This window comes from Glycomyces arizonensis DSM 44726, assembly GCF_000482705.1.
GTDB lineage: Bacteria > Actinomycetota > Actinomycetes > Mycobacteriales > Micromonosporaceae > Glycomyces > Glycomyces arizonensis.
The window spans coordinates 136844-161087 of record NZ_AXWO01000003.1 but is presented as its reverse complement, the minus strand read 5'-3'; the positions used below and the strand labels follow the sequence as shown (position 1 = coordinate 161087).

The 24244-nt window shown below is 70.6% G+C and carries 17 protein-coding genes; 9 read left to right on the top strand and 8 right to left on the bottom strand.

What is annotated here, in order from left to right:
• Positions 1-104: 104 nt before the first annotated feature.
• Both H613_RS0105170 and H613_RS0105165 read left to right on the top strand, forming a co-directional pair.
• Entirely contained in the window at positions 105-593 is a 489-nt protein-coding gene (locus tag H613_RS0105170) for an Imm1 family immunity protein (RefSeq protein WP_026922984.1), read from the top strand.
• A 28-nt stretch (positions 594-621) separates the two neighbouring features.
• Entirely contained in the window at positions 622-1170 is a 549-nt protein-coding gene (locus H613_RS0105165; protein ID WP_026922983.1) for a GNAT family N-acetyltransferase, read from the top strand.
• 205 nt (positions 1171-1375) lie between these two features.
• On the opposite strand, the gene xylA is transcribed toward H613_RS0105165, so the two are convergent.
• Genes xylA through H613_RS0105150 form a run of 3 tightly spaced genes read right to left on the bottom strand, consistent with a single transcriptional unit; the run spans position 1376 to position 6250 of the window.
• The gene (xylA, locus tag H613_RS0105160) at positions 1376-2542 is read right to left on the bottom strand and encodes a xylose isomerase (protein ID WP_026922982.1); all 1167 of its coding nucleotides are present in this window, start codon (positions 2540-2542) and stop codon (positions 1376-1378) included.
• A gap of 19 nt (positions 2543-2561) precedes the next feature.
• A complete protein-coding gene (xylB, locus tag H613_RS0105155) occupies positions 2562-3956 on the bottom strand; it encodes a xylulokinase (RefSeq protein WP_026922981.1) in 1395 nt (464 codons plus the stop codon).
• Complete coding sequence (locus tag H613_RS0105150; protein WP_026922980.1) at positions 3953-6250, bottom strand: TIM-barrel domain-containing protein; 2298 nt, start codon at positions 6248-6250, stop codon at positions 3953-3955. The genes xylB and H613_RS0105150 overlap by 4 nt, the downstream gene beginning before the upstream one ends.
• Positions 6251-6458: 208 nt before the next feature.
• On the opposite strand from H613_RS0105150, the gene H613_RS0105145 reads away from it, so the two are divergent.
• Positions 6459-6929 carry a Dps family protein gene (locus H613_RS0105145; RefSeq protein ID WP_026922979.1) on the top strand — a complete coding sequence of 157 codons (471 nt, stop codon included), beginning with the start codon at positions 6459-6461 and terminating at the stop codon, positions 6927-6929.
• Positions 6930-7010: 81 nt separating this feature from the next.
• On the opposite strand, the gene H613_RS0105140 is transcribed toward H613_RS0105145, so the two are convergent.
• The gene (locus H613_RS0105140; protein WP_051392965.1) at positions 7011-8375 is read right to left on the bottom strand and encodes an endo-1,4-beta-xylanase; all 1365 of its coding nucleotides are present in this window, start codon (positions 8373-8375) and stop codon (positions 7011-7013) included.
• Between the two features lie 233 nt (positions 8376-8608).
• Between H613_RS0105140 and H613_RS0105135 the strand changes: the two genes are divergently transcribed.
• A complete protein-coding gene (locus H613_RS0105135) occupies positions 8609-9043 on the top strand; it encodes a hypothetical protein (protein ID WP_026922977.1) in 435 nt (144 codons plus the stop codon).
• Between the two features lie 53 nt (positions 9044-9096).
• Here the strand turns inward: H613_RS0105135 and leuS are convergent, their stop codons facing one another.
• A complete protein-coding gene (gene leuS / locus H613_RS0105130) occupies positions 9097-11913 on the bottom strand; it encodes a leucine--tRNA ligase (RefSeq protein WP_026922976.1) in 2817 nt (938 codons plus the stop codon).
• Between the two features lie 302 nt (positions 11914-12215).
• Here leuS and H613_RS24460 point away from each other — a divergent pair, with 302 nt between their 5' ends.
• From H613_RS24460 to H613_RS0105105, 5 genes are all read left to right on the top strand, one after another.
• Positions 12216-13220, top strand: coding sequence for an AAA family ATPase (locus H613_RS24460; RefSeq protein WP_211234708.1), 1005 nt, complete (start codon positions 12216-12218; stop codon positions 13218-13220).
• Between the two features lie 2 nt (positions 13221-13222).
• Positions 13223-14470: a DUF58 domain-containing protein gene (locus H613_RS24455; protein WP_051392963.1), complete on the top strand. Its 1248-nt coding sequence runs from the start codon at positions 13223-13225 to the stop codon at positions 14468-14470.
• Positions 14467-16800: a transglutaminase TgpA family protein gene (locus H613_RS0105115; protein WP_026922975.1), complete on the top strand. Its 2334-nt coding sequence runs from the start codon at positions 14467-14469 to the stop codon at positions 16798-16800. Before H613_RS24455 ends, H613_RS0105115 begins: the two co-directional genes overlap by 4 nt.
• A gap of 10 nt (positions 16801-16810) precedes the next feature.
• Positions 16811-18532 carry a DEDD exonuclease domain-containing protein gene (locus H613_RS24450; RefSeq protein WP_051392962.1) on the top strand — a complete coding sequence of 574 codons (1722 nt, stop codon included), beginning with the start codon at positions 16811-16813 and terminating at the stop codon, positions 18530-18532.
• 189 nt (positions 18533-18721) lie between these two features.
• Positions 18722-20443, top strand: a complete 1722-nt coding sequence (locus H613_RS0105105) for a RelA/SpoT family protein (protein WP_245598470.1) — start codon at positions 18722-18724, stop codon at positions 20441-20443.
• A gap of 152 nt (positions 20444-20595) precedes the next feature.
• Here the strand turns inward: H613_RS0105105 and qcrB are convergent, their stop codons facing one another.
• The 3 genes from qcrB to qcrC are packed head-to-tail and all read right to left on the bottom strand — an operon-like array spanning position 20596 to position 24109.
• The gene (qcrB, locus tag H613_RS0105100) at positions 20596-22188 is read right to left on the bottom strand and encodes a cytochrome bc1 complex cytochrome b subunit (RefSeq protein WP_026922973.1); all 1593 of its coding nucleotides are present in this window, start codon (positions 22186-22188) and stop codon (positions 20596-20598) included.
• A complete protein-coding gene (gene qcrA, locus H613_RS0105095) occupies positions 22185-23300 on the bottom strand; it encodes a cytochrome bc1 complex Rieske iron-sulfur subunit (RefSeq protein ID WP_026922972.1) in 1116 nt (371 codons plus the stop codon). The genes qcrB and qcrA overlap by 4 nt, the downstream gene beginning before the upstream one ends.
• Complete coding sequence (gene qcrC, locus H613_RS0105090; RefSeq protein WP_026922971.1) at positions 23297-24109, bottom strand: cytochrome bc1 complex diheme cytochrome c subunit; 813 nt, start codon at positions 24107-24109, stop codon at positions 23297-23299. The genes qcrA and qcrC overlap by 4 nt, the downstream gene beginning before the upstream one ends.
• Positions 24110-24244 lie beyond the last annotated feature (135 nt).

Below are 24244 nucleotides of genomic sequence, written 5' to 3'. Positions count from 1 at the left end.
GTTCCCAAAACCCGACATGATGAGGTGCGGTGTCCACCATGGCTATCCGTCTTGAATCCCACTCCCTCACGCAAGTCACCCCGCTCGCGGAAGGAGAACCACCGATGAGCACTGGACCAACGAGCGCCCATATCGCGGGCTATTGCGCCGAGTTCAGGCTCCAGACCACCGACAGCGGACCGCAGATACTCCTCGCCTGCGACCCCGACGGCGTCGCCGCCGCCATAGCGACCATCATGGCCGTGAACCTGGCCCAGGTCCCCACCGCGCTCGTGCGCGACCGCCCCGGGTACGAGCCCGGCGGCCGCCCCGACCACGGGCTCAAGATCGCCGCCGACCGGGAGACGGAGATCGGCGCCCTCGCCTACTACGGCCCCGGCGGCGAGGACTACGGCCCCGGCGCCTGGGTCTCCTACTCGGCGGTCGAGCGCCACCCCGAGGTCAAGCTCTACCGCGACATGGACTCGGCCGGCGTCTTCCCCTCCGATTCCCACATCGCCCTGAGCACCTTGGCCCGCGCGGTCGAGGACTTCCGGGCGACGGGCGGCCTGCGCCCCTCGCTCGTGGCGTGGCGGCCCAGCACGATCTGGTGACGCCTCCGCCTCGCTAAGCTTGCTCATCATGAGCGACATCGAGGCTGTCACCGTGCGCACCGCCCGGCCCGACGACGTGCCCGCGATCTGCGCGATCATCAACCACTACATCGCGCACAGCACCGCGAACTTCCGGACCGAGCCGTATCTGGCCGACCAGTGGTCGGCGCTGCTGGAGACCTACGGCGGCCGGTACCCGTGGCTGGTGGCCGAGTCCGGCGGCGAGGTGGCCGGGGTGGCCTACGCCGGGCCCTGGAACCCCCGCGACGCCTACGCCTGGACCGCCGAGGCGACGGTGTACGTCGCCGACGGCCACCGCGGGAAGCGGGTCGGCTCACTGCTCTACGGCGAGCTGTTCGAGCGCCTGGAGCGGCAGGGCTTCCGCAGCGTGATGGCGCAGGTGACGCAGCCGAACCCCGGCAGTGAGGCATTGCACGCCGCCTTCGGCTTCGAACGGGTCGGCACCATCCGCGCCGCCGGATACAAGCACGGCGAATGGCGCGACGTGTGCATCTGGCAGCGCGACCTGGCGGCCCTCGACGACCCGCCGAAGCCCACCCTCCCCGCCGACGCCTAGGCGCTTCCAATGAACCTCTGATGATTTTCGCGTGGAATCCCGAACCTGCGTCCGTAGTGTTCCCCTCATGAGCGAACGAGAGCAGGCACCGGCTCGACATTCGCTCGCCAAGACCTGATGGTCTGAATGTCGGGTGTGTGGGATGACGACGGGGCCCGGAGCCGCTGACTGAGCAGGCGGCTCCGGGCCCCGTCGACTGTGCGTCTTAGCGGACGCCGTAGAGGTGTTCGAGGGCGAGTTGGTCGAGGCGCTCGAACGCCATGCCCTTCGCCGCGAGCCCTTCGACGTCGATCTCGACGCCCTTCACGTCCTCCCACGTCTCGCCCGCGGCGAGCGTGGGCACGGCGAGCTGGTCGACGCGGGCGGCCTTGATCGCCTCCTGGACCTCGGGGTCGGACCGGAACGCCTTGACCTTGTCGCGCAGGATCAGGTAGTTGCGCATGCAGGCCGCGGCCGAGACCCAGACCCCTTCATCGTCCTCGGTGCGCGGGGGCTTGAAGTCGAAGTGGATCGGACCGGTGTACTGGCCCTTGGCGATCCCCTCCTCGACCGCGTCCACCGCCCAGAACGCCCCACCGACATTCCCGGCACCGAAGCGCAGGTCCTGGTCATACCGCGGACCGGTCTGGCCGTTCAAGTCGATGTGGTACAGCTTCCCGTGCCACAGCGCCTGGCGGATCCCCGCGGCGTAGTCGAGCCCGGCCATCTCCTCGTGCCCGATCTCGGGGTTGATGCCGACGAGTTCGGGACGCTCCAGCTCGTTGATGAAGGCGAGGGCGTGCCCGATCGTGGGGAGGAGAATGTGGCCCCTGGGCTCGTTCGGCTTCGGCTCGATCGCGAAGCGGATGTCGTAGTCGTGGTCGGTGACGTATTCGCCGAGGATGTCGAAGGCCTCCTTCATGCGGGCCATGGCCGTCTGGACGTGCTTCGAGCCGCCGGATTCGGCGCCTTCGCGCCCGCCCCAGGCGACATAGACCTTCGCGCCGAGCTCGGCGGCGAGGTCGATGTTGCGCATCACCTTGCTGATCGCGAAGCGGCGCACGTCGCGGTCGTTGTGCGTGAACCCGCCGTCCTTGAACACCGGGTGCCCGAACAGATTCGTCGTCGCCGTGGTGACCTTCAGACCCGTCTCGTCCAGCGCCTTCTTGAACGCGGCGATGTTCTGCTCACGATCCGACTCGTCGAAGTCGAACACGTCGTTGTCGTGGAAGTTCACCCCATAGGCGCCGATCTCGGCCAGCTTCCTGACCGCGCGATCGGCCGCCATCGGCGCCCGCGACGCCGACCCGAACACATCCTGCGCCGCCCAACCCACAGTCCAGATCCCGAACGAGAACTTGTCCTCGGGCACCGGCGAGTACTTGTCGCTCATAATGCTTGTCCTTTGCTGCTTACTGATGGGACGCCCACGAGGCCGTCTCGTCTCGGAGCGTCGAATACTGCTCGGACACCGCGGTCGCGGCCGCGCCGCTGTACTGGGCAGTGTCGCCTACATTCCACTGCGGCGGGGCCGCCTGGCCGGAAAGGGCCCAGGCGGCCTGCTTGGCCGCGCCGAGGGCCACGTACTCGGCCGATGGCGGGACCTCCACGTCCACGCCGAAGACCGTCGGCGCGATGTGCCGCACGGCCTCCGAGGCGGAGGCGCCGCCGATGAGGAGGACGCGCCCGACCTCCAGGCCCTGCGCCGTCATGGCGGCGATGCCGTCGGCCTGGGCCGAGAGCATGCCTTCGACGGCGGCGCGGGCAAGGTCCTCCCGGGAGGCCGCGGTGGTCAGGCCGCTGAGGACGCCGTTGGCGCCCGGGCGGTTGGGGGTCCGCTCGCCGTCGAGGTACGGCAGCAGGGTCAGGCCCCCGGCGCCGGGCGCGGCCGTGAGCGCGAGCGTGTCGAACTCGCCGTGCTCGACGCCGAGCAGGTTCCGGAAGGTGTCGAGCACGCGTGCGGCGTTCAGGGTCGTCGTCAGCGGCAGGAACCGGCCGGTGGCGTCGGCGAACCCGGCGACCGTGCCCGTGACGTCCGCGGCCGGGACCTCGGAGACGCCGAAGACGGTGCCGGAGGTGCCGAGGGAGACCACGACGTCGCCCGCGCCGAGGCCGAGGCCGAGCGCGGCCCCGGCGTTGTCGCCGGTGCCGGGCGCCACGGCCGCGCCGCTCGGCGTGCGGCCGACGATCTCGTTCGGGGCGGCGACGCGCGGCAGGGCCGCGTCGTGGCCGAGGGCCCCGATGAGCTTGCCCGGCAGGTAGTCCCCCGTCTTCGGCGACCAGTAGCCGGTGCCGGAGGCGTCGGAGCGGTCCGTGGCCGCCTCGGCGGCCGCCACGCCGCGGAGCTTCATCGTCAGCCAGTCGTGCGGGAGCATGACCGAGGCGACGCGCCGCGCGTTGTCGGGCTCGTGCTCGGCGAGCCAGGCGAGCTTGGTGACGGTGAAGGAGGCGACGGGGACCAGGCCGGTCTCGGCGGCCCAGGCCTCGGGGCCGCCGCCTTCGGCGATGAGGCGCTTGGCCTGCGGGGCCGAGCGCGTGTCGTTCCACAGCAGCGCGGGGCGGACGACCTCGTCGTTGTCGTCGAGGGCGACCATCCCGTGCTGCTGGCCCGAGACCGCGACCGCCTCGGCGCGGTCGAGGAGGCCCTCCCCGGCCCGCTGGAGGGCGTCCCACCAGTGGTCGGGGTGGCATTCGGTGCCGCCTGGATGCGGGGCCTTGCCCGAGTCGACGATCTCGCCGGTCTCGGCCTCGACCAACAGGACTTTCGTTGACTGCGTGGAGGAGTCAATCCCCGCGACTAGCGTCATTTGCGCTCCAGTGCGACCTTCTCGGGCTTGCCGGTGACATCGATGAGCTCCACCTTAGCGATGTCGGCCGGGCCGCTCGCGAGAAGGGTCACGGAATTCTCGGAAACTTCCACCGAAACTTCCGTGTCGCCGTTCACGTCGGCGATCGTGACGCCGCGGTCCGGCGTGCCCCACACCTGGAGGGTGATCGCCGCGAACGGGCCGTCGCCGATGACGTCGCCGGACGCGACGCGCGGGAGGATCGCGCCGTAGCGGACGAAGACCGGGAAGGTCTCCAGGCCGTGCTCGGTGTCGATGTAGCGCCCGCCGGTGACGACCTCCTTGGTCCAGTAGTCGATCCACTGGCCTTCGGGCAGGTAGACCTTGCGGCGCCCGGACGGGTCGTTGACCGGGGCGACGAGCAGGTCCTTGCCGAAGCGGTACTCCTGGTCGGCGTTCCAGGCGACCGGGTCGTTCGGGTTGTCGACACTGAGGGCGCGCAGCATCGGCTCGCCGGTGCGCGAGGAGTGCACGGCCGCCGAGTAGATGTACGGCATGAGCGAGTAGCGCAGCTTGAGCGACTCGGTGGCGAGGCGCTCGGCCTCCTCGGAGAACTCCCACAGTTCGCGGGTGGTGGTGCCGTGGTAGCGCAGCAGCGGCGAGAGCGCGCCGAACTGGGCCCAGCGGATGTACAGGTCGTCCTCGGGTCTGCCGTGGAAGCCGCCGGTGTCGTGGGACCAGAAGGGGATGCCGGACAGGCCGTGGGACAGGCCGCCGCGGATGGTGCCGCCGAGGGCGGCCCAGCTGGTCTGGACGTCGCCGGACCACTGCGCGGAATGGCGCTGGCCGCCGAGGAAGGACGAGCGGGCCCACACGAACTCGTAGCCGCGGATCTCGCGGGTCACCTCGCACACCGCGTCGTTGTACAGCAGCGTGTAGACGTTGTGCAGCTCGGTGCCGGTCATGCCGTTGTGGGCGACGGCGTCGGCCGGGACGCCCTCGGCGAAGTCGGTCTTGTAGAGGGCCGCTCCGGCCTGGAGCGGCGGGCGCAGGAGGTCCTTCCACCACTCGACGGCGTCGGGGTTGGTGAAGTCGACGATGCCGCTGGCCTCGTGCGAGCCGTGCCAGACGTCGGCGACGTAGGTCTCGCCCTCGGCGTTCTTGAGGAAGTAGCCGCGCTCGTCGCCCTCGGCGAAGACCGGGGACTTGGCCGAGATGTAGGAGTTCATCCACAGGCAGACCTTGAAGCCCTGCCCGGCGAGGTCGGCGAGCATCTTCTCGGGCTCGGGGAAGTTGGCCGAGTCCCACTGCATGTCGGACCAGTGCGGCTCGTACTGCCAGAACGTGTCGAGGTGGAGGACGTCGCAGGGGATGCCGCGCTCGCGGATCTTCTTCGCGCGGTCCATGACGCGCTCGTGGCTGTCGACGAAGAAGCCCGAGGAGATCCAGGTGCCGAAGGCCCACTTGGGGGGCAGCACGGGGCGGGAGGTCAGCCGATCGTAGCGGTCGAGGATCTCGGCCGGGGTGGGCCCGGCGATGACGAAGTATTCGAGGGCGTCGTCGGGGACGAGGATCTCGACGGCGGCGTGGGTCTGCTGGGCCACGTCGAACTCGACGGGCGCACCGGAGTTGACGACGATGCCGTAGCCGCGGTCGGACATGTAGAACGGGACGTTCTTGTAGGCGCGGATGGACTCGGAGCCGAAGGCGTCGAAGTTCCACATCAGGGGGCGCTGGCCGCGGGCGTTGAGCGGCGCGAAGCGCTCGCCGAAGCCGGCGAAGGCCTCGTCGGGGGCGGCGGTGAAGGACTCGTGGTAGGCGGCGGGTGCGCCGTCGACGAGGGAGCGGCCGAACGGGAGGGTGCGCAGGCGCCCGGAGATGTCCTTCTCGCCGGGGTTCTGGCCGACGAGCGTGCGGCCCTCGGCGTCGGTGTAGCGCAGGGACCAGGAGGCGAGGGTGGCGACGGCGCGCACCGAACCGGCATCGACGGTGAGGGTGTCGCCGTCGGCGGTGACCCGGGCGCCGTCGAAGGAGCCGGGGTGGACCATCGCGAGGGCCTTGTCGGCGGCGGGGCGCGCGGCGGGGTCGGCGGACAGGCGGGTGCGGATGACGCCTTCGCCCGCGACGCCGAGGCCGACGTACAGCTCCTCCCCGGCGGAGGTGGTGGCCTTGAGGGTCACCGAGGAGGCGCCGGTCTCGACGACCTCGGCGGCCTTGACGGCCGACAGGCCCTGCTCACCAACGGCGCGCTGCGGCAGTTCCGGCGGGTCGGCGACGAAGAACTCGCGTGCGACCAGCGGTGGGCGGTAAGGCATTCGTGACTCCTGCGGTTCGGGTGTTCGGTGCTTGCTCTGCGTCTGGCGCCGCCCGAGGCGGGTCCGTGCGCGACAGTCTTTAGTTTATCGACTAATCCAACAAACTGCATCACGGGGCTTTGGCTTACTTTCGGCGCGCGCGGGTACCAGCCTATTACGCTGACCAGAGCAGCCCGAGAGAAACGAGAGTTCCTTGCGAGGTAACGACATGTCGACCGTCCGCTCCACCCTGACCGATGAGAACCGCGATATCACCGCCGGCGCGCTCCAGGGAGCGCTGGTCGACCTGCTCGACCTGTCGCTCATCGGCAAGCAGGCCCACTGGAACATCTACGGCAAGCACTTCCGATCGCTCCACCTCCAGCTCGACGAGACCGTGAGCACGGCGCGCAACGCCGCCGACACCGTCGCCGAGCGGGCCATCGCCATCGGCGTGAGCGCCGACGGCCGCGCCTCGACGATCGCCGCGGACTCCTCGGTGCCGAAGATCGAGGCCGGCCAGATCGCCGACACCGAAGTGGTGTCGCTGTTCATCGAGGCCTACACCGCGATCATCAGCAACATGCGCGAGCGCATCGACGCCACCGACACGGCCGACCCGGTCACCCAGGACATCCTCATCAGCATCACCGCCGAGCTGGAGAAGCAGTCCTGGATGTTCCAGGCCGAGCTCGGTTAGGGCCCCAGAACGCACGGCGACCGGGCCGGGGACTGCCGTTCCCGGTCCGGTCGTCGTGTTCTCTGTGCGTGGAAGAGAAGATCAGCCCGCCGTGCAGGTCACCTGCGGGGAGGCGCTGGAGCCGGAGCCGACGAAGCCCCAGGCGTTCATCGTCTGCCCGGCCGCGATATCGGCGTTCCAGCCGACATCGCTGGCCGTCACCGACGAGCCGCTGGAACTGATGTCGGCGTTCCACGAGCTGGTGATCGACTGGCCCGAGGGCCATGTCCAGTTGAGCGTCCAGCCGCTGACCGCGCTGTCGCCCGCGGTGATCATGACGTTGCCCTGCCAGCCCGAGCCCCAGTCGTTGACCACGTCGATCACGGCCGTGCAGTCGCCGTCGCCGGTGGGCGGCGGCGTGGTGTCGTCGTCGTCCGGAGGCGTCGTGTCGTCATCGGGCGGGGTGGTGTCGTCGTCCGGCGGGGTCCCGCCGAGGGCCTCCAGGACCGCGTCGTAGGCGGGCTTGGTGGTGTAGTTGTCGTTGTAGAGCAGCGGGGCGCCGTAGCCGCTGAAGACGTCGGGCACCCACGAGTCGCCGTCGCGCAGGCCCCACACGGTGACGCCCGAGCAGTCGGCGATGCTCGTGCAGATGTCGATCACCCGCTGGTAGTCCTGGGCCTGCTGCTGGAGCTCCTGCTGCGAGGCGGGCATCTGGATGCGGACGTCGAGCTCGGTGATGCGGACCTTCAGGCCGAGGTCGGCGAAGCGCTGGAGGTTCTGCTCCATGTTGCCGGGCACCTGGCCGAGGATGAGGTGGGACTGGAAGCCCATCCCGTCGAGCAAGCCCTGGCTGACCAGGTCCTGGGCCATCTGGTAGTACTTGTCCGACTTCGAGTTGATGCCCTCGATCGAGTAGTCGTTCATGTAGAGGTCGGCGCTCGGGTCGGCCGCGCGGGCGGCCTCGAAGGCCCACTGGATGTAGTCCGGGCCCATGGCTTGGAGCCAGAACGAGTTGCGCAGCTGGCCGCCGTCGACGACCTCGTTGACGACGTCCCAGCCGGCGATGTCGCCTTCCCAGTGGTTCATCGTCGTCGTGATGTGGTTCTCCATCGCCTGCCGCATGGCGGAGCCGGAGAGGTTCTTGATCCAGTTCGGGCTCTGGTTGTGCCACACGAGGGTGTGGCCGTGGACCGACATGTCGTTCTGCTGGGCGAACTGGACGAGGCGGTCGCCGGGGGCGAAGTTGAAGTTGCCCTGCGAGGGCTCGACGGCGTCCATCTTCATGACGTTCTCGGCCGTGACCGAGTTGAACTGGGTGGCGATGGTGTTGCGGTACGTCGAGTCGTTCTGCAACAGGTTGTCGTTGACGGCGACGGCGATGTCGATGCCCTGGGCGTCGGCCCCGGCTCGGAGGGTCGATTGGGCGTGGGCGAATTGCGTCGACAGTGCCAGGCCTGCGCCTGCCATGACGACGGTGGTGAGTCCCGCTAGCCATGCTCGACGGCGGGTGCGAGTTTGCAACACGATTGCTCCTCAGGCTTCTGCCGCGCGTGAGGGGACGAGGCATTGGTCAGAACAGGAAGCGAAGCGCTCCCATAAGTGGTGACAGACTAATAGAAACATCTATGTATGTCAATGATGATGCGTGCCGCCGACGATGGCGGACGAGGCAGGGTGCGCAGGAGTCCTATCATTCCAAGATGGAGTTCCCTCGCTCGAAACCCGCCTACCACCACCCGATTCCCTGGCAGATCGTCGTCGCACTCGTGCTCATCGGCGCCTCTCTCCTGTCCCTGGCCTATCTCGCGGCCCTCCTGTGGGTCGACTACGACTCGCGGATCGAAGACGGCCGGGAGGCGATGCTCTGGCCGCTCGTGGCGACAGCCCTGGCCGTGGTCGTCCAGGTCGCCGTGGCCGTGTGCATCGCCGCGCGCATGGATTGGGCGCGGCGCATCGGGTCCGGCATGTGCCTGTTCACCGGCGCCGTCGCCTCCGTCAGCGGCCTCGTCGCCGGCGTCGCCGCGCCGTCCTTCACCGGCATCGGCGTCGTGCTCATCCTGTTCTTCCTGCTGCGCGCCGAGAAGGCGGAGAGATACACCTACAGAGGCAGAGCCATGGACTGGCCCGACGATTGACGAGGGCGGGTCCGGAATGCCCGGGGCCGCCCTCACGCTTCCGATGCGGTCGGCTATTTGGCGACGATCGAGACCATGCGGCCGGGGATCACGATGACCTTCTTGACGTCCTTGCCGGCCAGGTTCGCCGCCACCCGCTCGTCGGCCAGCGCGGCCTCGCGCACGGCCTCCTCGCCCGCGTCGGCCCCGACCTCGACGCGGCCGCGGACCTTCCCGTTGATCTGCACCGGATACGTCGCGGTCGCCTCGACCAGGTACCGGTCCTCGGCCACCGGGAAGTCGGCGTAGGCGATGCCGCCGGAGTGCCCCAGGCGCTCCCACAGCTCCTCGGCGATGTGCGGGGCGACCGGCGCGGCCATGAGCACCAGGGCCTCGGCGACGGCGCGCGGCACCTCCTCCAGGCCGGTCACGTGGTTGTTCAGCGTGATCAGCTTGGCCACGGCCGTGTTCATCCGCAGCTGCTCGTAGTCCTCGCGCACCCCGGCGATGGTCTTGTGCAGCTCCTTCAGCGTCGCCTCGGACGGCGCGGCGCCGGAGACGGTGACCTCGCCGGTCTCCTCGTCGACGATGTTGCGCCACAGGCGCTGCAGGAAGCGCTGCGAGCCGACGATGGCGCGGGTCTCCCACGGCTTGGAGTCGGCCAGCGGGCCCATCGACATCTCGTAGACGCGGAAGGTGTCGGCGCCGTACTCGGCGCACACCCCGTCGGGGGTGACGACGTTCTTCAGCGACTTGCCGATCTTGCCGTACTCGCGCTCGACCCGCTCCCCCTCGTAGTAGAAGGCGCCGTCGACCTCGGTGACCTCGTCGGCCGGGACGTAGACGCCGCGGGCGTCGGTGTAGGCCCAGGCCTGGATGTAGCCCTGGTTGAACAGGCGGCGGAACGGCTCGCGGCTGGAGACGTGCCCCAGGTCGAACAGGACCTTCTGCCAGAACCGGGCGTACAGCAGGTGCAGCACGGCGTGCTCGACGCCGCCGATGTACAGGTCGACGCCGCCGATGTCGTCCGAATCGCGCGGCCCCATCCAGTAGGACTCGTTGGCCGGGTCGGCGATCCGGTCCTCGGACGTCGGATCGGTGTAGCGCAGCTCGTACCAGGACGACCCGGCCCAGTTGGGCATGGTGTTGACCTCGCGGCGGTACGTCTTCGGGCCGTCGCCCAGGTCCAGCTCGACCTCGACCCAGTCCTTGGCGCGGCCCAGCGGCGGCTCGGGCGCGGTGTCGGCGTCGTCGGGGTCGAAGGTCTTCGGCGAGAAGTCCTCCATGTGGGGCAGCGCCACCGGCAGCCGGTCCTCGGGCAGCGCGACGGGCAGGCCGGTCTCGTCGTAGACGATCGGGAACGGCTCGCCCCAGTAGCGCTGGCGGCTGAACAGCCAGTCGCGCAGGCGGAAGGTCGTGGCGGCCTCGCCGCGGCGGTGCTCGACCAGCCAGGCGGCGATGCGCTCCTTCGCCTCGGGGACGGCCAGGCCGTCCAGGAACTCGGAGTTGACGCAGCGGCCCTTGACGTTGTCCGTGTACGCGGCCTCGCCGTCCCACTCCTCGTCACCGGCGACGACCTGGCGGATCGGGATGTCGAAGGCCTTGGCGAACGCGAAGTCGCGCTCGTCGTGGGCCGGGACGGCCATGATCGCGCCCGTGCCGTAGCCGGCCAGGACGTAGTCGGCGATGAAGACCGGGATGCGCTCGCCGTTGACCGGGTTGGTGGCGTAGCCGCCGGTGAACACGCCGGTCTTGGTCTTGGCGTCCGCCTGGCGCTCGACGTCGGTCTTCGCGGCGGCCGCGGCGCGGTAGGCGGCGACGGCGGCGGCCGGGGTGTCGTGGCCGCCGGTCCAGACCTCGGGGACGTCGGCCGGCCACGTCTCGGCGGTCAGCGCGTCCACCAGGCCGTGCTCGGGGGCCAGGACCATGTAGGTGGCGCCGAACAGCGTGTCGGGCCGGGTGGTGAACACCCGGATGTCCCCCGCGTACGTCGCGAAGTCGGCGTAAGCACCGGTGGACTTGCCGATCCAGTTGCGCTGCATGGACTTCAGCGAATCGGTCCAGTCCAGGTCCTCCAGGTCGCGCAGCAGCCGGTCGGCGTAGGCGGTGATGCGCAGCATCCACTGCTTCAGCGTGCGCGTGTAGACCGGGAAGTTGCCGCGCTCGGACCGGCCCTCGGCGGTGACCTCCTCGTTGGACAGCACCGTGCCCAGGCCGGGGCACCAGTTCACGGGCGCCTCGGTGACGTAGGCCAGGCGGTGGCCGTCGACGATCCGGCGGCGCTCGACCTCGCTCAAATCGGCCCAGGCCCGGCCGTCGGGCGCGGGGCGCTCACCGGACTCGAACGATGCGATCAGCTCGGCGATCGGCCTGGCCCGGTCGGCCTCGGTGTCGTAGTAGGAGTTGAAGATCTGCAGGAAGATCCACTGCGTCCACTTGAAGTAGTCGGGATCGGTGGTGGCGAACTCCCGGCGCGTGTCGTAGCCCATGCCCAGGCGGCGCAGCTGGTCGCGGTAGCGGTCGATGTTCTCCGCGGTGATCTCGGCGGGCTGGCGGCCGGTGGCGATCGCGTACTGCTCGGTGGGCAGGCCGAACGCGTCGAAGCCCATCGGGTGCAGCACGTTGAATCCGGCCATGCGCAGGTAGCGCGAGTACACGTCGGTGGCGATGTATCCCAGCGGATGGCCGACGTGCAGCCCGGCTCCCGATGGGTAGGGGAACATGTCCATGACGAACTTCTTGGGCGCGCCGGCGCGGGGGTGGCCTGCTTCGGCGAGCGCGCCGGTCGGGTTGGGGGCGCGGAAGGTCCGCTCCTCGGCCCAGCGCTCCTGCCAGCGCGGCTCGATCTCGTTCGCCAGGCGTGCGTCGTATCGGAAGTTCGGTTCGCTCATGGGTCGTCCTGTGGATTCGGTGCTTTGCGGGATTCGAACGGCGTTTCGCGGGTACAGACCCTCAGACAGCAAAAAACCCCTGGCATATGACACATGCAGGGGCGCCGCGCGGGGATCCGATCCGCACGGCTATGTAAGCAGAAGCTCGAAACGCCGAGGCATGGGTTCAGTGTAGCGGATGCGTCCGCAGGTCGCACGGCCCGCTCGGCGAGGCGCCGCCTTTGGTGACCTCCGAGTAGGATTGCGGGCAAGCGGCGTTCACGGCGCGATCCCACCCTCAGATTTCTTCCCCGGGAGGACCATTGGCGTTCGAGTCATCCCCAGCGCGGCAGGTGCGGCAGCCGGGGCCGTTGAGCCCGCAGGAGTTCAAGGCCACCGCCGAGGCGATCCTGACCAACGTCGAATGGGTCATCGAGGGCAAGTCCCCCACGATCCGCCTGGCGCTGGCGGTCATGCTCGCCGAGGGCCACCTGCTGCTGGAGGACGTGCCCGGGGTGGGCAAGACGCAGCTGGCCAAGGCCCTGGCCAGGTCGGTCGACTGCTCGGTGCGCCGCATCCAGTTCACGCCGGACCTGCTGCCCTCCGACGTGACCGGCGTGAGCATCTTCGACCCCGAGAAGCGCGACTTCGTCTTCAAGCCCGGCGCGATCTTCGGGAACCTGATCCTGGGCGACGAGATCAACCGGGCGAGCCCCAAGACGCAGGCCGCGCTGCTGGAGTGCATGGAGGAGCGCCAGGTCACCATCGACGGCAACACGTACAAGCTGCGCAGCCCGTTCATGGTCATCGCGACGCAGAACCCCGTCGAGATGGAGGGCACCTACCCGCTGCCCGAGGCGCAGCGCGACCGGTTCACCGCCCGGCTGGCGATCGGCTACCCGGACGTGAACGCGGAGCTGGCGATGCTGGACCACCGCGGCGAGGTGAACCCGCTCGAAGCGCTCAAGCCGGTGTGCGACGGGGACACGATCACCCGAATGGTCGCCACGGCCCGCGCGGTGCACCTGGCGCCGGAGCTCAAGCGCTACGCCGTCGACATCGTGTCCGCGACGCGCACGAACGCGCAGGTGCGGCTCGGCGCGAGCCCGCGCGCCACCTTGCAGCTGCTGCGGTGCGCGCGGGTGCTGGCGGCGATGGACGGGCGCGACTTCGCGCTGCCCGACGACGTCCAGCAGCTGGCGGTGCCGGTGCTGGCCCACCGGCTCATCCCCACCACCGAGACCACGATGGGCGGCGGCGACACCGCCTCGATCGTGGCCGACATCATGCGGCACGTCCCGGTGGTGTCGCAGCCGGGAAGGTACTAGCCGTGGAGCTCACCGGGCGCGGCAAGACGCTGCTGGCGGTGAGCGCCGCGGTCGGGCTCACCGCCCTGGTGGTGGGCGAGGGCGACCTGCTGCGGGCGGCGATGCTCGCGGCGATCGCGCCGATCGGCGGTTTGGCGCTGCTGGCGTGGACGCGCCCGGCCCTGGAGTCGAACCGGGTGCTCAACCCGGCGCAGATCGAGGCCGGGCAGCCCACGCAGGTGCGCCTGGGCATCCAGAACACCGGCAGGCGCCGCCCGCCGGCGCTGATGCTGGAGGACCGGATCCCCTACCGGCTGGGCAACCGGCCGCGCCTGGTGCTGGAGCGCCTCGCGCCCGGGGCGCGCAGCGTCGTGAACTACACGATCGTGCCGGGATCGCGCGGCGCCTACGAGCTGGGGCCGCTGCGGGTGCGCTGCTCGGACCCGTTCGGGCTCGCGGTGTCCAACCAGGAGTTCCCGATGACGACGCGGCTGATCGTCACCCCGCGCATCGAGCCGCTGCCGACGCTGCGCCTGCCGGGCGGGGCGGGCCTGTCCTCGGGCGACTCCCAGGCGCAGGCCGTGTCGATCACCGGCAACGACGACATCGCGGTGCGCGAGTACCGCCACGGCGACGACCTGCGCCGCGTCCACTGGAAGGCCAGCGCGCACCGCGGGGAGCTGATGGTGCGGCGCGAGGAGCAGCCGTGGGAGAACTCGGCGGCGGTCCTGCTCGACCTGCGGCGCGGTGCGCACCGCGGCGAGGGCGAGATGTCGAGCTTCGAGTGGATGGTGAACGCCGCGGCCTCGGCCACGGTGCGCCTGGCGCGCGACGGCATGGCCCCGCGGCTGGTGACGGCGCATTCCGAGTTCGAGTGCCGCCGCGGCGACTACAGCGAGACGATGCGGTACCTGGCGACGGTGTCGGCCACCTCGGGCGCGCAGCTGTCGCGGGTGGTCGAGAAGGCGCAGCGGGCCAGGTCGGTCTCGGCGATCGTGGCGCTCCTGGGGCACGTGACGCCGGAGGAGGCCGGGGCGCTCGGCCGGTTGGCGCGGCGCGGCGGCCACTGCACGGCGCTGCTTTTGGACCCGACGCGGTGGGCCCACGGCGCGAACCCGAACGACCCGAGGGAGCTGGCGTTCGCCGCCCAGCACCGGGCCGCGGCGGCGGCGCTGATGAGCGCGGGCTGGCAGGTCATCCCGGTGGTCTCAGGCTCTGAGCTGCGGCGGGTGTGGACGGGCCTGGGCATGTGGAAGGCGGCCGGAGTATGAGCGGGCAGCGGCACGCGACGATGATCGCGGCGGTCAGCCTGAGCTTGACGCTGACGCCGCTGGCGGGAATCTTCGACGGCCTGGGGTGGACGGTCCCGGTGCTGCTGGTGGTGGCGGTCGTGGCCGTGGCCGGGTCGCTCATGCGCTCGGCGGGCCGCGGGCAGGGCCTCCAGACGCTCGCGATGGTCGCCGCGCTGATGGTACTCATGACCACGCTGTTCAACGGCGGCACCGCGATCGCGCTGATCATCCCCACGCCGGACACGTTCGCGCACTGGCTGGGCCTCGTCGGCCACGGCATCAACGACATCATCACGATGACCCCGCCGGTGGAGGCCGACGGCGGGATCCTGTTCCTGACGATGATGGGCGTGGGCGTCGTCGCGATCCTGCACGACATGTTCATCGTGGGGCTGCGCACCCCCGCGCTGGCCGGGCTGACGCTGCTGACGATGTACCTGGTGCCGGTATCGGTCGCGCCCGACGCGACGGCCTGGTTCTGGTTCATCCTCCCGGCCGTGGCCTACCTGTGGATCCTCGGCGACGACAACCTGCGGCGCGTCTCGCGCTTCGGGCACCGCTTCACCGGCTCGGGGCGACTCGTCGGGCCGCGCTTCCCCTCCCCGCTGGCGGTCACCGCCCGCGTGACCGGGGCCGTGTTCGTGACGCTGACGCTGCTGCTGCTCGCGGTGATCCCCGTCAGCACCTCCGGCCTGGTCGACCAGGTCGCGCAGGGCTACGGCGACGGCGAGGGCCCCGGCGGCGAGGGCGATCTGGGGAGCCTGGACCCGTGGGCGCAGCTCTCAGGCTCGCTCCACCGGCCCGATCCGTTCGACGTCCTGCGCGTCACCACCGACGACCCGACGCCGCGCTACCTGCGGATGCACGTCGCCGACGTGCTCACCAACGACGGGTTCCATCCCGGCGACTACGGCGAGCTGGACTCGCTCGACTCGCTCGACGGCGGCGGCGAGGTCTTCACCGCGGAGGTGGAGAACCTCGCGCTGGTCGACCAGGTGCTGCCGGTCTACGGACAGCCGACCGAGATCGGCCTCGGCGACGAGTGGGGCGTCGACCCCGACACCGGGGTCATCGCCACCGAGGAGTCGAGCCTGGAGGACGTCGAGGCCTACACCGTCCACTACACCGAGCAGGACTGGGACCCGGGCGTGCTGGCCGCGGCCGGGGCGGTGTCCCCCGAGGACCCCGTGTTCGAGCGCAACACCGAGCACCCGGACGTCCCGGAGCTGACGGAGGCGGTCGAGGGCATCATGGCCCAGAGCGGCGCCGCGACGACCCACGAGAAGGTCCTGGCGATCCTCGACTTCCTCTCCCCCGCGAACGGCTTCACCTACAGCCTGGAGACCGCCGACGCGGGCAACGAGGAGGCCGTCCTCGACTTCCTGGAGACCAAGAAGGGCTACTGCCAGCAGTACGCCGCGACCATGGCCTGGATGCTGCGGGAGGCCGACGTGCCCGCCCGCGTCGCCATCGGCCTGACCAAGGGCACCTACTCCGGGGGCGTGTGGACCGTCTCCAGCAGCAACTTCCACGCCTGGGTGGAGGTCTACTACGGGGGGCTCGGCTGGATCACCTTCGACCCGACGCCCTCGCAGGGCGTGGCGAGCTCGGTGAGCTTCCCGTGGGCCGAGGAGCCGTCCGAGGACGGCGGCGCGGTCGACCAGCCGGGCACCGATCCCGAGGACGCGCCGAGCACGGCCGCGCCGAGCGAGGGGCCGACGCTCGCCGAGGAGCTCGACCCGCGCGGGCAGGAGCAGGCCGAGGCGGAGGCCGCGGCGCGCGAGGACGGCGGCGTCGATCCGGCGTGGCTGGCGCTGCTGCTGGTGCTCGCGGTGCCGTTCATACCCGCGCTGTGGCGCTCGGGGCTGCGGCGCTCCCGGCTGGGGCCGAGGCGGCTCAGCGCCCAGAGCGCGTGGGACGAGACGCGGGACCTCGCCGTCGACTACGGCCTGGAACTGCACGACTCGTTCACGCCCAGACAGACGGCCGCGGCGATCAGCGCGGCGGTCCCGGCCACCGGGGAGGCCGTCGGGGCGCTCGCCTCGGCCGTGGAGTTCGACCGCTACTCGGGGAGGGGCGCCGACACGACGGCGCTGCCCGTGGCGGCGACGGACCTGCGCGCCTCGCTGCACCGGGCCGCGGGCGGCAGGCGCCGCCTCCGGGCGCGGCTGTGGCCGGCCTCGCTGGCGGAGCGGCTGACCGAGCAGCGGGGGCGGGCGGCGGTGCGCCTGACCGACTTGCGCGCCAAGGCCCCTTGGCCGCGCCGTTCGAACGGCGGCGGCGACGAGGCTGTCACAGGACGCCCGTAGTCTGTCAGCCGTGTATGAGAGCGGAGCGAGTGCCGGCTATACGCAGCCCACGCTGGAGAGCCTGGGCACCCCGCTGTCCGAGGTGACGTTCTGCGTGGTGGACCTGGAGACCACCGGCCTGGCCGCCGACGCGTGCGGGATCACCGAGATCGGCGCGGTGAAGGTCAAGGGCGGCAAGGTCGTCGGCGAGTTCTCCACACTGGTCGACCCGGGCGAGCCGATCGACCCGCGCGTCACGCGCCTGACCGGCATCACCGACGACATGGTCGCCGGGGCCCCGGGGATCGGGGCGGTGCTGCCCTCGTTCCTGGAGTTCGCCTCGGGGGCGACGCTGGTGGCGCACAACGCCGGGTTCGACATCGGCTTCCTGCGCCACGCCTGCGAGCTGTGCGACACGCGCTGGCCGCGCCCGCCGGTCGTCGACACGGTCGTCCTGGCCCGCCGCCTCACCGAGAAGAGCGAGGTCCCCAACCGGCGCCTGGGCACGCTGGCGCGGCTCTTCGGCTCGCCGGTGACGCCGAACCACCGGGCGCTGGACGACGCCCGCGCCACCGTCGCGGTCCTGCACGGGCTCATCGAGCGGGCCACCGGCCACGGCGTCGCCACCGACGCGGACCTGGCCGAGTTCTGCCGGGCGATCCCCTCCGAGCTCCAGCGGCGCAAGCGGCACCTCGCCGACGGCCTGCCGCACGTGCCGGGCGTCTACATCTTCCGCGACGCCGACGACCGGGCCCTGTACATCGGCGTCTCGGTCGACGTCGCCGCGCGGGTGCGCAGCTACTTCTCGGCTGCCGAGCAGCGCCGCCGCCTGCGGGACATGCTCGCCTCTGCCGAGCGCGTCGAGGTCATCGAGTGCGCGCACCGCCTGGAGGCGGGCGTGGCCGAGCTGCGGCTCATCGGCGGCGGCAAGCCGCCCTACAACCGGGCCGCGAAGTTCCCCGAGCACCGCAGCTGGGTGCGGTTGACCGACGAGCCGTACCCGCGCCTGTCGGTCTCGCGCAAGCCGCCCGCGCCGGGCGAGGCGCGGCTCGGGCCGTCCTCGGGCACGCAGGCGCAGGCCGCGATCGGCGCCATCGAGGAGGCGCTGCCGATCCGGCAGTGCCGCACGAGGCTCTCGCCGAAGCGGGTCTCCCCCTCGTGCATCCTCGGCGAGATCGGCCGCTGCCCCGAGCCGTGCCGCCACGCCGTCGGCGTCGAGGAGTACGCCGCGATCGCGCGCGACGCGGCCTCGGCCATGGAGGGCGATCCGACGCCTGTGGCCGAGGCGGTCGCCGCGCGGCTCGCCGAGCTGTCCGAGGGCGAGCGGTTCGAGGCGGCCGCGGCCAAGCGCGACGAGCTGGGGGCGTTCCTGGCGCTGGCGGCCGCGACGCAGCGCCTCAGGGGCCTCGTGGGCGCCGGGGAGATCGTCGCGGCGGGCCGGGCCAAGGGCGGCGGCTGGGAGCTCGCCGTGATCCGCCACGGGCTGCTGGCCGGTGCCGCGCGGACGCCGCCGCGCGCCGACCCCATGCCGCACATCACGCGGCTGAAGGAGACCGCCCGGGTCGTCGAGCCGGTGGCCGACGTCGTGGACGCCGCGCACGCCGCCGAGGCGCGGCTGCTGCTCGAATGGCTGGCGCGGCCGGAGGTGCGGCTGGTGTCCGTCGAGTCCGAGTGGTCGTGCCCCGTCGACGGCGCCGAGCGGTGGGCCGGGGCCGTCCCGGTGGCCGCGCCGGAGTGGCGCGGGACCTCGTAGGGCCTGGTAAGGCCCCTGAACGGGCGCCATCGGGCCCGCCGCGCCGTGCCTCGGCGGTCAGAGCGGTTGCGCCCCAGCGGGGCGGAGGTGCTGAAATCCGACAGTCATCAGTGTCGATTCTCACGGCCGTTCGTTGTACATCTAGAATGCGATCAACCTTGGGCATCGGAGGCTTCTATGTTGCGCGCATTGCTTTCGGCTACTCGGTCTGCGAAACAGGACGACCCGTGGGACCTGGCGGGGCGCGTCGCGCAGCTCGAGTCGACCCACCGCGCGCACTGCGAGCAACCCGACCTCCTCCTGGTCAGGCGCGCCTACCGCATCGCCGAGCAGATGCACCGCGGCCAGGCCCGCAAGTCCGGCGAGCCCTACATCACCCACCCGATCGAGGTGTCCACCATCCTCGCGGGCCTCGGCGTCGACACGGCCACCATCGCCGCCGGGCTCCTCCACGACACCGTCGAGGACACCAGCTACTCGCTGGAGGCGCTCCGCTCGGACTTCGGCTCCGAGATCGCGGTCATGGTCGACGGCGTCACCAAGCTCGACAAGATCCACCTCGGCTCGGCCGCCGAGGCCGAGACGTTCCGCAAGCTCGTGCTCACCGCCGGGCGCGACATCCGCGTCATGGTCATCAAGCTGGCCGACCGGCTGCACAACATGCGGACCATCAAGTTCAAGAAGCGCGCCTCCCAGATCCGCATCGCCGAGGCCACCAAGGACGTCCTCATCCCCCTGGCCGACCGGCTCGGCCTCTACATCATCAAGCGCGAGCTCGAGGACATCGTCCTGGAGACGCTCGAACCGGAGGTGTTCCAGCGGATCAGGGAGCACCTCGGCTCCGACACCGACCGCAACCGGCAGGTCGCCGAGATCGTCCCGCAGGTGCGGCGGGCGCTGCGCGGCTACAAGGTCACCGCGAAGCTGCTCGACCGGCCGCGGCACCCGTACTCGGTGTACCGGGAGATGCAGAAGCACCCCGGGACCGGTCCGAGCGACCCGCCGCGCCTGGTCGTCGTCGTCGACGGCCCCGCCACCGAGTGCTACGCGGCCCTCGGGGCGATCCATCAGCTGTGGAAGCCGATCGGCGGCAAGTTCCGGGACCTCATCGCGGCCAAGAAGTTCAACCTGTACCAGTCGCTGCACACCGCGGTGAACGGGCCGGGCGGCGCTCCGGTGGAGTTCCTCATCCGCACCCGGGAGATGCACCAGACCGCCGAGATCGGGATCGTCGCCGGGCTCGGGAAGCCGGGCTCGGACCCCGCGCAGGTGCAGCTGCCGTGGCTGCGGCGCCTGCTCGAATGGCAGAACGAGATCGCCGACTCCGGGCAGTTCCTCGACTCGCTGCGCTGCGACCTGGCCGACCAGGACATCCTGGTGTTCACCGGCGACGGCGAGCAGGTCATGGTGCCACGGGCGTCGACGCCGGTCGACGTCGCGTACTGCGCCGGTCCGGCCAAGGGCCACCGGCTCATCGCCGCCTACGTCAACGGCGAGATCGCGCCGCTGTCGCAGTCGCTGCGGGACGGCGACTCGGTGGAGCTGGTCCTGACCGGCGAGCAGCCGTACGGGCCGTCGAAGCAGTGGCTGGAGCACGCCAAGACCCCCGAGGCGCAGCTGCACATCAACGACTGGTTCGACTCGCGGGGCGTCGACGACCTCGACAGCACCGGCGAGCTCCCGATCATCCCGATGCAGCGGTTCGAGGACGAGCTGAAGGCCGGGAAGAACCGGCTGTGGCGCTCGCTGATCGCCCGCGGGCGGGGCCTGGCCGGGGACCAGCCGCTGCACGGCGTGGCGTCGTCGCTGGGCTTCCCGGACCTCGACTCGATGTACCTGGCGCTGGCCAGGGAGAAGCTCGACCCCGACGAGCTGGCCGAGAAGCTCATCACCACGGTCGACAGGTTCTGACGACCGGTTCTGAGCATCCGGCGGCGGGCCGGTCCGTCTCACGCGGCGCCCATCGTCGAGAGCCGTGGGCGCCGACGGCGGACAGGTCGCTTTCGGCGGACATGCGAACGGCGGGGCCGCACGCTCGGTGCGGCCCCGCCGTGCTGCCGGCCTTACTGCTTGCCGGCCTCGATCTCGTCGCGGCGCTCGCCCTTGCGAGCGCCGTTGTCCTCGGGTTCCTCGATCGACTTGAAGAAGCCGCGGTCGGTCGGTTCCAGGACCCCGACGCGGTTCATCTTCTTCGGCACCCACGAGCCGCTGTACTCCAGCTCGGTGTGGCCGTGCTCGTCGGGCTCGGCCAGCGGCTGGTGCACCTCGTAGAAGCGGCCGTCCGGGTCGCGCATGAGGATGCCGGTCTCCAGGCCGTGCGCCAGGACCTCCCGGTCGTGCTGCTGGAGGCCCAGGCAGATCCGGTAGGTCAGGTAGTAGGCCACGATCGGCCCTACGACGATCCCGATGCGGCCGGCCCACGTCATCGCGTTCAGGCTGATGTGGAACGCGTGGGCGAACACGTCGTTGCCGCCGGAGACGACGCCGACGACCCACAGGACCACGACCATGACGCCCAGGCTCGTGCGGGCCGGGTTGTCGCGCGGGCGCTGCAGCAGGTTGTGGTGCCCGCGGTCCTTGGCGAAGCGGCGCTCCAGCAGCGGGTAGAGCAGCGGGAGCATCACCGACAGGCCCATGCCCACGATGCCCGGCCAGAACACCGCCGGGAGCGTGAAGTACGGCGCCGCGCGGAACTCCCAGGACGGGAAGAGCCGGATGAGGCCGTCCATGAACATGACGTAGAAGTCCGGCTGCGACGCCGAGGAGACGATCGAGGCCTCGTACGGGCCGAACAGCCAGATCGGGTTGATCTGGAACAGGCCCGACATCGCCGTGATCACGCCCCAGATCAGCAGCATGAAGCCGACCTGCTTCATGATGTAGTTCGGGAACATGCGGAAGCCGACCACGTTGTGCTCGGTGCGCCCCGGCCCCGGCCACTGGGTGTGCTTCTGCACGAACACCAGGGCGACGTGGACGGTGATGAGCGCCAAGAGGCCGAGCGGCAGCAGGAACACGTGGATGATGTAGAACCTGGCGATGACCTCGTCGCCGGGGAAGGCGCCGCCGAACAGCGCGGCCGAGACCCACGGGCCCACGAACGGGACCGACTCGGTCATGCCCTCGGCGATCCGCAGGCCGGTGCCGGACAGGCCGTCGTCGGGCAGCGAGTAGCCGATGAAGCCCTCGAAGAAGCCCAGCCAGAACAGCAGGATGCCGATCATCCAGTTGGTCTCGCGCGGCGCGCGGAACGCGCCGGTGAAGAAGATGCGCAGCATGTGGACCAGGATCGACGCCATGAACAGCAGCGTCGCCCAGTGGTGCATCTGGCGCATGATGAGCCCGCCGCGGACCTCGAAGGAGAGGTTCAGGGCCGACTCGTAGGCCTTGGACATGCCCACGCCCTGGAGCGGCACGTACGAGCCGTCGTAGACCACGTGAGTCATGGACGGCTCGAAGAACAGCGCCAGGAAGGTGCCGGTCAGCAGCAGCAGGATGAACGAGAACAGCGCGATCTCGCCCAAGAGGAACGACCAGTGGTCCGGGAACACCTTGTTCATGATGTTCCGGGCCGGTCCCGCGAGCTTGAAGCGGTCGTCGAGCTCCCCGCCCGCCTTGGTCATCAGGCTTTCGCTAGTGCCTTTGCGGCGCTTCACTGTTCATCCTCCTCTGGGAGGGACGGGCGGTTCCAGAACGCCGGCCCTGGGGGCACCAGGAAGTCCGACTTGGCGTAGAAGAAGCCCTCGTCGTCGACGCCGAGCGGCAGCATCGGCAGGTGCCGGGCCGCCGGGCCGAAGACGGGGGTGGCGTTGTCGAGCACGTTGAACTGCGACTGGTGGCACGGGCACAGCAGGCGCTGGCTCTGCTGCTCGTAGAGGCTGGCCGGGCAGCCGACGTGCGTGCAGATCTTGGAGTAGGCGACGAAGTCGCCCCACAGCGCGTCGACGTCCTGGTACATCGGGAACAGGTTGTCGCGGAGGGTCTCCGCGTCCTGGGCCCGCAGGCGGATGAGCAGCGTCGGCGAGGAGGCGAACTCGTTGGAGGCGCCGCCCTCGATGGCCGGGTAGACGGTGATCTGCCCGCCGGTCGCGACCATGTCGGGGCGCACGAGCGCGCCGTCCTTCATCATCATGCGGACGGGCTCGCCGTCGTTGTGCTTCTCGGCGTTCCAGCCGGTGACGGTGAGCATGTCGCCGGGGTCCTTGATGAGCCCGCCGAGCGGCGCGACCGCGGCCAGGCCGAGCGGGGCGGCGCCGAGGAGGGCGGCCTTCACCAGGAACGGGCGGCGCTTGAGGCCCATGTCGTCCACGACCGTGTCGACGGTGGACTCGGCGAAGCGGCGGTCGTCGGGGCTGGAGCCGCCGTCGTGGCGGTCCTGGACGAGCTCCTCGACCGGCAGCAGCTTCTTGGCCCAGGTCAGGACGGCGAGGGCGATCAGGAGCAGCGACAGGCCGAGGGTGACGCCGAGGATCGGCGTGTACCAGGTCTGCGGGTCGCGCCAGGTGGCGGCGCCCTCGTACTCCCAGGGCCACCAGATGTAGGCGACCACGAACAGCGTCGCGAACAGGCCGGAGCCGAGGAACATCGAGGCGACGATGCGCTCCATGCGCTTCTCGACCTTCGAGCCGGGCTTGGCGTAGCGCGGCTCGTAGTGGAGGATCTCGATGTCGTCGCGGCGCAGGCCCTCGCGGTAGACGTCGAAGCGCGAGAGCTTCGGGTCGCTCAGGTCGACCTCGTCGGGCCGCTTGTCATCGTTGTGGGCACTCACGATTTACCTGCAATCCAGAGCGTGGCCAGCAGCAGCGACGTGATGCCGACCAGGAAGATGGCGAGTCCTTCGGTGGACGGGCCGAAGCGTCCGAGGGCGAACACCCCGCCGGGGTCCCTGTCGTCGTTGACGACGTACTGGACGTAGGCGATGATGTCGGCCTTCTGCTCAGGGGTGAGTTCGTTGTCGGCGAAGGTCGGCATGTTCTGCGGGCCGATGAGCATCGCCTGGTAGAGCTCCTCGTCGGTGACGCCGTCGAGACTCGGGGCGTGCGCGCCGGAGGAGAGCGCCCCGCCGCCGCCGGCGTAGCCGTGGCACGAGGAGCAGTTGACGCGGTACAGGTCGCCGCCTTCGGCGGTGTCGGCGTCCTCGACCATCGCGGCGAGGTCGTCGGGGACCGTGCCGCCGCCGCCGAGGTACTCGACGTAGGCGCCGATCCACTCGGCCTCCTCCTCGGTGAAGGAGGGCTGCCCGGCGGGGGCCTGGGGTCCCTGGGCGGCCAGCGGCATGCGGCCGGTGTTCACCTGGAACTCGACGGCGGCCGAACCGACGCCGATGAGGCTCGGTCCGCGTCCGTCGATGCCCTCGCCGTTGTCGCCGTGGCAGCTGATGCAGCTGGTGTCGTAGAGCTCCTGGCCTTTGACGACCTCCGAATCGACGGCGTTGGCGCTGTCGTCGGCTTCCTGGGCGTACAGACTCGGCGAGAACACCGAGTAGAGCCCGCCGACGATGACCAACGCGCCGGTGAACCTGGCCAGCGCGCCGAGGCGCTTGCGCCAGCCTCGGCGGCGTTTCGCTGATGCAGCCACGGTTGTTGCCTCACCTTTATCTAGCTCTCAGACCGGTGGGGGCTGTGGAGCCTCCGCCCGGTCGGGCGGCCGTCTCCGGGGGACGGCCGTCGCCTTCTCGGATATCGCCTCGGCGCGGGGCCGGGGCTTTGACTG

Bases quoted from the DNA above. Each gene is read 5' to 3' on its own strand.
- H613_RS0105170 (WP_026922984.1), top strand. From the start codon at position 105: ATGAGCACTGGACCAACGAGCGCCCATATCGCGGGCTATTGCGCCGAG.
- H613_RS0105165 (WP_026922983.1), top strand. From the start codon at position 622: ATGAGCGACATCGAGGCTGTCACCGTGCGCACCGCCCGGCCCGACGAC.
- xylA (WP_026922982.1), bottom strand. From the start codon at position 2,542: ATGAGCGACAAGTACTCGCCGGTGCCCGAGGACAAGTTCTCGTTCGGG.
- xylB (WP_026922981.1), bottom strand. From the start codon at position 3,956: ATGACGCTAGTCGCGGGGATTGACTCCTCCACGCAGTCAACGAAAGTC.
- H613_RS0105150 (WP_026922980.1), bottom strand. From the start codon at position 6,250: ATGCCTTACCGCCCACCGCTGGTCGCACGCGAGTTCTTCGTCGCCGAC.
- H613_RS0105145 (WP_026922979.1), top strand. From the start codon at position 6,459: ATGTCGACCGTCCGCTCCACCCTGACCGATGAGAACCGCGATATCACC.
- H613_RS0105140 (WP_051392965.1), bottom strand. From the start codon at position 8,375: ATGGCAGGCGCAGGCCTGGCACTGTCGACGCAATTCGCCCACGCCCAA.
- H613_RS0105135 (WP_026922977.1), top strand. From the start codon at position 8,609: ATGGAGTTCCCTCGCTCGAAACCCGCCTACCACCACCCGATTCCCTGG.
- leuS (WP_026922976.1), bottom strand. From the start codon at position 11,913: ATGAGCGAACCGAACTTCCGATACGACGCACGCCTGGCGAACGAGATC.
- H613_RS0105115 (WP_026922975.1), top strand. From the start codon at position 14,467: ATGAGCGGGCAGCGGCACGCGACGATGATCGCGGCGGTCAGCCTGAGC.